The sequence below is a fragment of the uncultured Dialister sp. genome (assembly GCF_937959425.1).
GTDB lineage: Bacteria > Bacillota > Negativicutes > Veillonellales > Dialisteraceae > Dialister.
On the sequence record NZ_CALGPS010000100.1, the window covers coordinates 1 to 5,576 of the forward strand.

Annotated in this window: 6 protein-coding genes; 5 read left to right on the plus strand and 1 reads right to left on the minus strand. The window is 55.5% G+C overall.

Annotation, left to right across the window (positions count from 1 at the left end):
* Positions 1–197: 197 nt before the first annotated feature.
* Entirely contained in the window at positions 198–650 is a 453-nt protein-coding gene (locus Q0482_RS04115) for a hypothetical protein (protein ID WP_299143726.1), read from the minus strand.
* A gap of 1,055 nt (positions 651–1,705) precedes the next feature.
* On the opposite strand from Q0482_RS04115, the gene Q0482_RS04120 reads away from it, so the two are divergent.
* Genes Q0482_RS04120 through era form a run of 5 tightly spaced genes read left to right on the plus strand, consistent with a single transcriptional unit; the run spans position 1,706 to position 5,461 of the window.
* Positions 1,706–2,656, plus strand: coding sequence for a TIGR01212 family radical SAM protein (locus Q0482_RS04120; RefSeq protein WP_299143728.1), 951 nt, complete (start codon positions 1,706–1,708; stop codon positions 2,654–2,656).
* Complete coding sequence (locus Q0482_RS04125; RefSeq protein ID WP_299143731.1) at positions 2,653–3,678, plus strand: PhoH family protein; 1,026 nt, start codon at positions 2,653–2,655, stop codon at positions 3,676–3,678. Before Q0482_RS04120 ends, Q0482_RS04125 begins: the two co-directional genes overlap by 4 nt.
* Positions 3,662–4,153 (plus strand): rRNA maturation RNase YbeY, encoded by a 492-nt coding sequence (ybeY, locus tag Q0482_RS04130; RefSeq protein WP_299143732.1) that lies wholly within the window; start codon positions 3,662–3,664, stop codon positions 4,151–4,153. The genes Q0482_RS04125 and ybeY overlap by 17 nt, the downstream gene beginning before the upstream one ends.
* A complete protein-coding gene (locus Q0482_RS04135; protein WP_299143734.1) occupies positions 4,143–4,556 on the plus strand; it encodes a cytidine deaminase in 414 nt (137 codons plus the stop codon). The genes ybeY and Q0482_RS04135 overlap by 11 nt, the downstream gene beginning before the upstream one ends.
* Positions 4,553–5,461, plus strand: a complete 909-nt coding sequence (era, locus tag Q0482_RS04140; RefSeq protein WP_299143735.1) for a GTPase Era — start codon at positions 4,553–4,555, stop codon at positions 5,459–5,461. Before Q0482_RS04135 ends, era begins: the two co-directional genes overlap by 4 nt.
* Positions 5,462–5,576: the final 115 nt, after the last annotated feature.

The following is a 5,576-nucleotide window of genomic DNA, read 5'->3' on the forward strand; positions in this document are numbered from 1 at the left end:
CCCATAGGGAAGCGTGTCACTGGATTCTCAGTCGCCCAAGGGCTCCCTACAGCACAGCTATCACCGACTCACTGGATTCTCAGGTCGCTCACGCTCCCCTACGAATCCAGTTCGCTGGAGTGACTCCAGTTCCCTTGCCACCCCGCAGGCGGGGGGGACAATAAAGCAGATAGAACCCTCACGCCGCAGGGGTGTCTTCAGATGACCCGCAGGGCGTTGGGGAGGCGCACGTACTGGAGGTGTTCGGACATGTCCATGTAGAATTCCACGTCTGTGTAGAAGGTGTCCATGACTTCATGGAAATGGGTGCCCAGGTCTTCTTTGAAGGTGTATTCCAGGTAGTAGGGGGTCCAGCCTGCTTTCATGAAGAAGTATTTCATGGGGTTCAGTCCTTCGGGGCAGGTGAGATGTGCCGCTTTGAGGAGGTCTTCGCCGGTGGCCCGGTCGAAGCCGAAGTAGGAGGCCATGGAGAGAACCAGAAGTTTCAGTTTGTAGTCTTTTTCTACCAGGTCCAGTACGTCCATATTGACGTAGAGGTCAGAGGCGATGGAGCGGATTTCTTTTTCCTTCGCTTTGTATTCCGCCTCTGTCATGGTAATGGGGTAACCGTTCTTCATTTCGTAGAGTAAGCCTTTTCCTTTGGTATCCATGATGGACCTCCTTTTGCAAAATATAATGGTTTCTATATCTATATTTTACTATATATATTTAGAAATATCAATGATACGTCTTCGGCGTGAGGGTTGACGGCCCTTCGGGCCGAGACCGGGGCCGGGATCGGGGCGGCTGTATTCCCGCAGGTGCCTGCGCCTTTGGCGCAGAGGGGCGTATGGCATCTATCGGGCCTTCGGCCCTCGGTGCCAAGGGTTGTGTTCGCTGGCGCTCAGGGGGCAAAGGCTTTGGTGGGCGTGCAGCCGCGGAGCGGCTGGGATCGAAGATCGGGGGCCGCCACATTGTCATTTCGACCGTAGCGAAGCGGAGTGGAGAAATCTCCCTGCTATACTGTGGCTGGTAGCTAGTGGCTGGTAGCTGGGAAAACCATACAACCGGGCTTCGCCCGTTGAAAAACCAGACAACCGCCCTGGCGGGCGATGGAAAAGCAGCACCCCCTTTGGTGGCTGGCGCCACCACCTTTCCCCCTGTTCAGGGGGCACTATGGACGCGTAGCATTGTGCCACATGACTCTACAGGAGAGCGTAGAGCGGTTTATTCTGTCCCCCGGATGGGGGAAAGTCCGGCGCAGCCGGATAAGGGGGAGCCACCAAAGGTGGCTGATTCGCAGGATGTTTAGCGCGATTTATGCGGCAGGAGTCTCATCCCGTAACGCTGACTTCATAATCATTGCCGCGAAGCGGCTATCCACAACCCTCGGCGGCGGAGCCGCCGTCAAACTTAAGAACCCTCCGGCCTTTGGGGCCGGTCAAACTTTAGCACCTTCCCCCCTAAACCTTCTGAACCCGGGCCCGTTGGGCCCGCCCCCTTTGGTGCCTTACGGCACCACCTTTCTCCACGGGAAAGCGTCTCACGTGATTTTCAGTCGCCTGTCGGCTCCCTACAAATCACGTTCGCTTGCCACCCCGCAAGCGGGGGCACAATAAAGCAGAGAAGAACCCTCTGAACCCGGGCTGCGAAGCGGCCCTTTGCACTTAGCCCCGCTTGTTATATAATTATATTGACTCATTGTTTATTGAATTACAGGAGATTTATGGAGCGATACAGGAATTATTCTGATTATCTGAAGGAGCGGTACGGGGAGAAGGTGTACAAGATTCCCGTGTCTCTTCCGGTGACCTGTCCGAACCGGGACGGGCAGCTTTCGTCGGCGGGCTGCATTTTCTGCGGGTCCATCGGCGCCGATTATGAGACGAAGGCGGTGGGGATGGATGTTACCCGCCAGCTGGAGAGGAGTATGGCCCATGTGGGGCCGAAGTACAAGGCGAGAAAGTTTATTGCTTATTTCTTGAATTTTACGAATACCTACGCGCCCCTTCCGGATTTCAAAAGGTGGGTGGAGGAGGCCATGAGCCATCCGGCGGTGGTGGCGGTGGATGTGTCTACCCGGCCGGACTGTGTCCATGAGGCGTACCTGGATATCCTGAAGGAGGCGTCGGAGCGGTTTCATAAGGATGTGACGGTGGAGCTGGGGCTCCAGAGCAGCAATGTGCACACCCTTGCCATCCTGAACCGGTGCCACGGGCTTTCGGAGTTTATTGACGCAGCCATCCGCATCGGACGGTATGGTTTCGATCTCTGCACCCATGTGATTGCGGATCTTCCCTGGGATGACCGGCTGGATGTGGCGGAGACGGCGAGGATTATTTCGGCCCTTCCGGTGACGGAGGTGAAGCTGCATTCCCTTTATATCGTGAAGGGGACGAAGCTTTCGGACATGTACGAAAAGGGGGAAGTGAAGCTGCTTCCCATGGAGGAGTACATGGAGCGGGCTGTGCTTTTTCTTTCTTATCTCAGGAAGGATATCGTAGTGCAGCGCATGGTAGGCCGGGCGTCGGGAGGAAATACGATTTCCGTGAACGGCGGCTCTCCCTGGTGGGAGGTGAAGGACGCCATTGACCGTCTTCTGGAGGAAAGAGATATTACCCAGGGCTGCCGCGCAGATTATCTTGATGGCAGTGCTGTGAGACGATTTTTGAAATGACATTTTGTGACGAAAGGAAAATCATTACGGAACGGGTAGAAGAAATACTCATCAGGGACCAGCAGGAAGCGTCCCATGTCTTTGAGAGAGACAGTTCTTATCTGAAGGTGATTGGTGACCATTACGGTATCGACGTGTCGGGCCGGGGCAATCTCATCCGCATGAAGGGTGAGGATGAAGCGGTGACGAAGGCGGCGGCGGTGGTGGAGCGGCTGCGCCATATGGTGCGGGAGCGGATCCGGCTGTCGGAGCGGCAGGTGCTCCTGGTGATGCGTCTCATGGACGAGGGGAAGGAGCAGCTTCTCCGGGACATGGAGGATGATATCATCAATTTCACCAAGAGCGGAAATCCCATCCGTCCACGGACCCTGGGGCAGAAGCTCTATGTGGATGCCATCCGGAGAAATTCCATTACCTTCGGCATCGGGCCTGCCGGTACGGGGAAGACCTATCTGGCGGTGGCACTGGCGGCTTTTGCTCTTAGAAATCACGATGTACAGCGTATCATCCTGGTGCGTCCTGCCGTGGAGGCAGGGGAGAAGCTGGGGTTCCTGCCCGGCGATATGCAGGAGAAGGTGAATCCCTATCTCCGTCCGCTTTTCGACGGCCTTCTGGATATGTTCGGCCCCGAGGAGTTCATGCGGCTCCAGCAGAAGGGACAGATCGAGGTGGCGCCGCTGGCCTACATGCGCGGCCGTACGCTGGAGAAGTCCTTTGTCATTCTGGACGAGGCCCAGAATACTACGGTGGAGCAGATTAAAATGTTCCTTACCCGACTGGGGTTCCGGTCGAAGATGGTGGTGAACGGCGACGTTACCCAGATCGACCTGCCGCCCCATGTACAGAGCGGTCTCATCGACGCTCTCCGGGTGCTGAGGGGTGTGAAGGATATCGGCCAGGTCCATTTCACAGAGGATGATGTGGTACGCCACGATCTGGTGGCTGCCATTATTCATGCCTATGAGGAAGACGCTAAGAGAAGAAATAAAAACGGAGGCAGCAGCCATGGAAATCACAATTAATTACAGCGATATGAAATTTTACAGTGAGGAACTGGAAGCACTGATTCACAGGGTGCTGGAAAAGGGAGCGGAGCTGCAGAAGGTGCCGGAGGATGCGGAAATCAGCGTGCTCATCTGCGACGGCGAGACCATTCATGAACTGAACCGGGACTACCGTCATGTGGACGCTCCCACGGACGTGCTGTCCTTTGCCCTGAACGAAGGGGAAGATGATATTCCGGAAGAAGAAAAGGCACTGGGGGATATCGTCATCAACCTGGACCGGGCAGTGGACCAGGCGAAGGAATTCGGCCACAGCAAGGAAAGGGAAATGGCCTATCTCTCGGTGCACGGTTTCCTCCACATCCTGGGCTATGACCACTATGACCCGGAGGAAAAGAAGGCCATGAGAAAGGCGGAGGAAGATATTCTCGGTGCCTGCGGTCTTACCCGCATTGTGACGGAAGGGCAGCTGGAAAGAGAAAATGAAGGCTGACGACATCCGCTGCCTTCTGGAAAAGGCGGAGGAAGCGAGGAAGAAGAGCTATTCTCCCTACTCCTGCTATCCCGTAGGGGCGGCGCTTCTCGCGGAAGACGGCACCGTCTATACCGGATGCAACATGGAAAACGTGTCCTATCCCGCCTCCCTCTGCGCCGAAAGAAATGCCATCGGCAGCGCCATTGCCGACGGAAAGCGTAAATTTGCCGCCATTGCCATCATCGGAAGCCATGAGGACTACACCATGCCCTGCGGCATCTGCCGACAGGTGATGGCCGAATTTCATGTGCCTTTCATCATTTGCGGAAAATCCCCGGAGGACTACCGCACCTATACACTGGAAGAACTATTTCCTTCTTCCTTCAAAGCAGAAGAACTGATTCATAAGGAGAATCTATGACAGAAACTGATAAAAAATTCCATTCCGGCTTTGCCGCCCTGGTAGGCCGTCCTAACGTAGGAAAATCCACCCTCATGAACGCCCTGCTGGGTGAAAAGATTTCCATCGTCTCCGCCCATGCCCAGACTACAAGAAATAAAATCACCGGCGTGTGGAACGGCGACAATTCCCAGGTAGTATTCCTGGATACCCCGGGCATGCACAAGCCCCAGAGCAAGCTGGGAGAAGCCATCCGCCAGAGCACCATGGACGCCCTGGACGAAGTGGACCTCATCCTCTTCCTCTGCGCCGTGAACGATCCCCTGGGCGCCGGCGACCGCTACATCCTCTCCCTCCTGAAGGACCGGAAAGTGCCGGTGATCCTCGCCCTTTCCAAGACCGACCTTATTTCCAAAGAAGACGTGCTGAAGAAAATCGTGCAGTACAGCAAGATCTACCCCTTCGCAGAAATCATCCCCCTCTCCGCCAAAACCGGCGAAAACCTGGATGAGCTCATGAAGTGCGTAGTGAAATACCTGCCGGAAGGGCCGAAATACTTCCCCGACGACATGGTCACCGACCAGCCGGAAAGAAATATCGTCCAGGAAATCGTGAGAGAAAAACTCCTCACCCGCACCAGGGACGAAGTGCCCCACGCCATCGGCGTATACACCGAAGAATTCTCCGAAAGGGAAAACGGCAAAGTCTACATCCGCTGCACCATTTACGTGGAACGGGACTCCCAGAAGCGCATCATCATCGGCAAAAAAGGCAGCGTCCTCAAAGCCGCCGGCCAGGAAGCCAGAGAAGAAATCCAAAACCTCATCGGTGCCCCGGTATTCCTCGACCTCTGGGTCAAAGTCAGCAAAGACTGGAAAAATAAAGACTACATCCTGAGAGAACTGGGATATAAGGAACATAAATGACGGCCCAGAGGGCCGAGGGGTGACGGCCCTTCGGGCCGAGGTTTGACAGGCCTGCGGCCTGAGGGTTCTTAGGTTGTGCGCCAGTTCGGCGTGTATAGTATAGTCTGGTGAAAGC

Bases quoted from the DNA above. Each gene is read 5' to 3' on its own strand.
- Q0482_RS04120 (WP_299143728.1), top strand. From the start codon at position 1,706: ATGGAGCGATACAGGAATTATTCTGATTATCTGAAGGAGCGGTACGGG.
- Q0482_RS04125 (WP_299143731.1), top strand. From the start codon at position 2,653: ATGACATTTTGTGACGAAAGGAAAATCATTACGGAACGGGTAGAAGAA.
- ybeY (WP_299143732.1), top strand. From the start codon at position 3,662: ATGGAAATCACAATTAATTACAGCGATATGAAATTTTACAGTGAGGAA.
- Q0482_RS04115 (WP_299143726.1), bottom strand. From the start codon at position 650: ATGGATACCAAAGGAAAAGGCTTACTCTACGAAATGAAGAACGGTTAC.
- era (WP_299143735.1), top strand. From the start codon at position 4,553: ATGACAGAAACTGATAAAAAATTCCATTCCGGCTTTGCCGCCCTGGTA.
- Q0482_RS04135 (WP_299143734.1), top strand. From the start codon at position 4,143: ATGAAGGCTGACGACATCCGCTGCCTTCTGGAAAAGGCGGAGGAAGCG.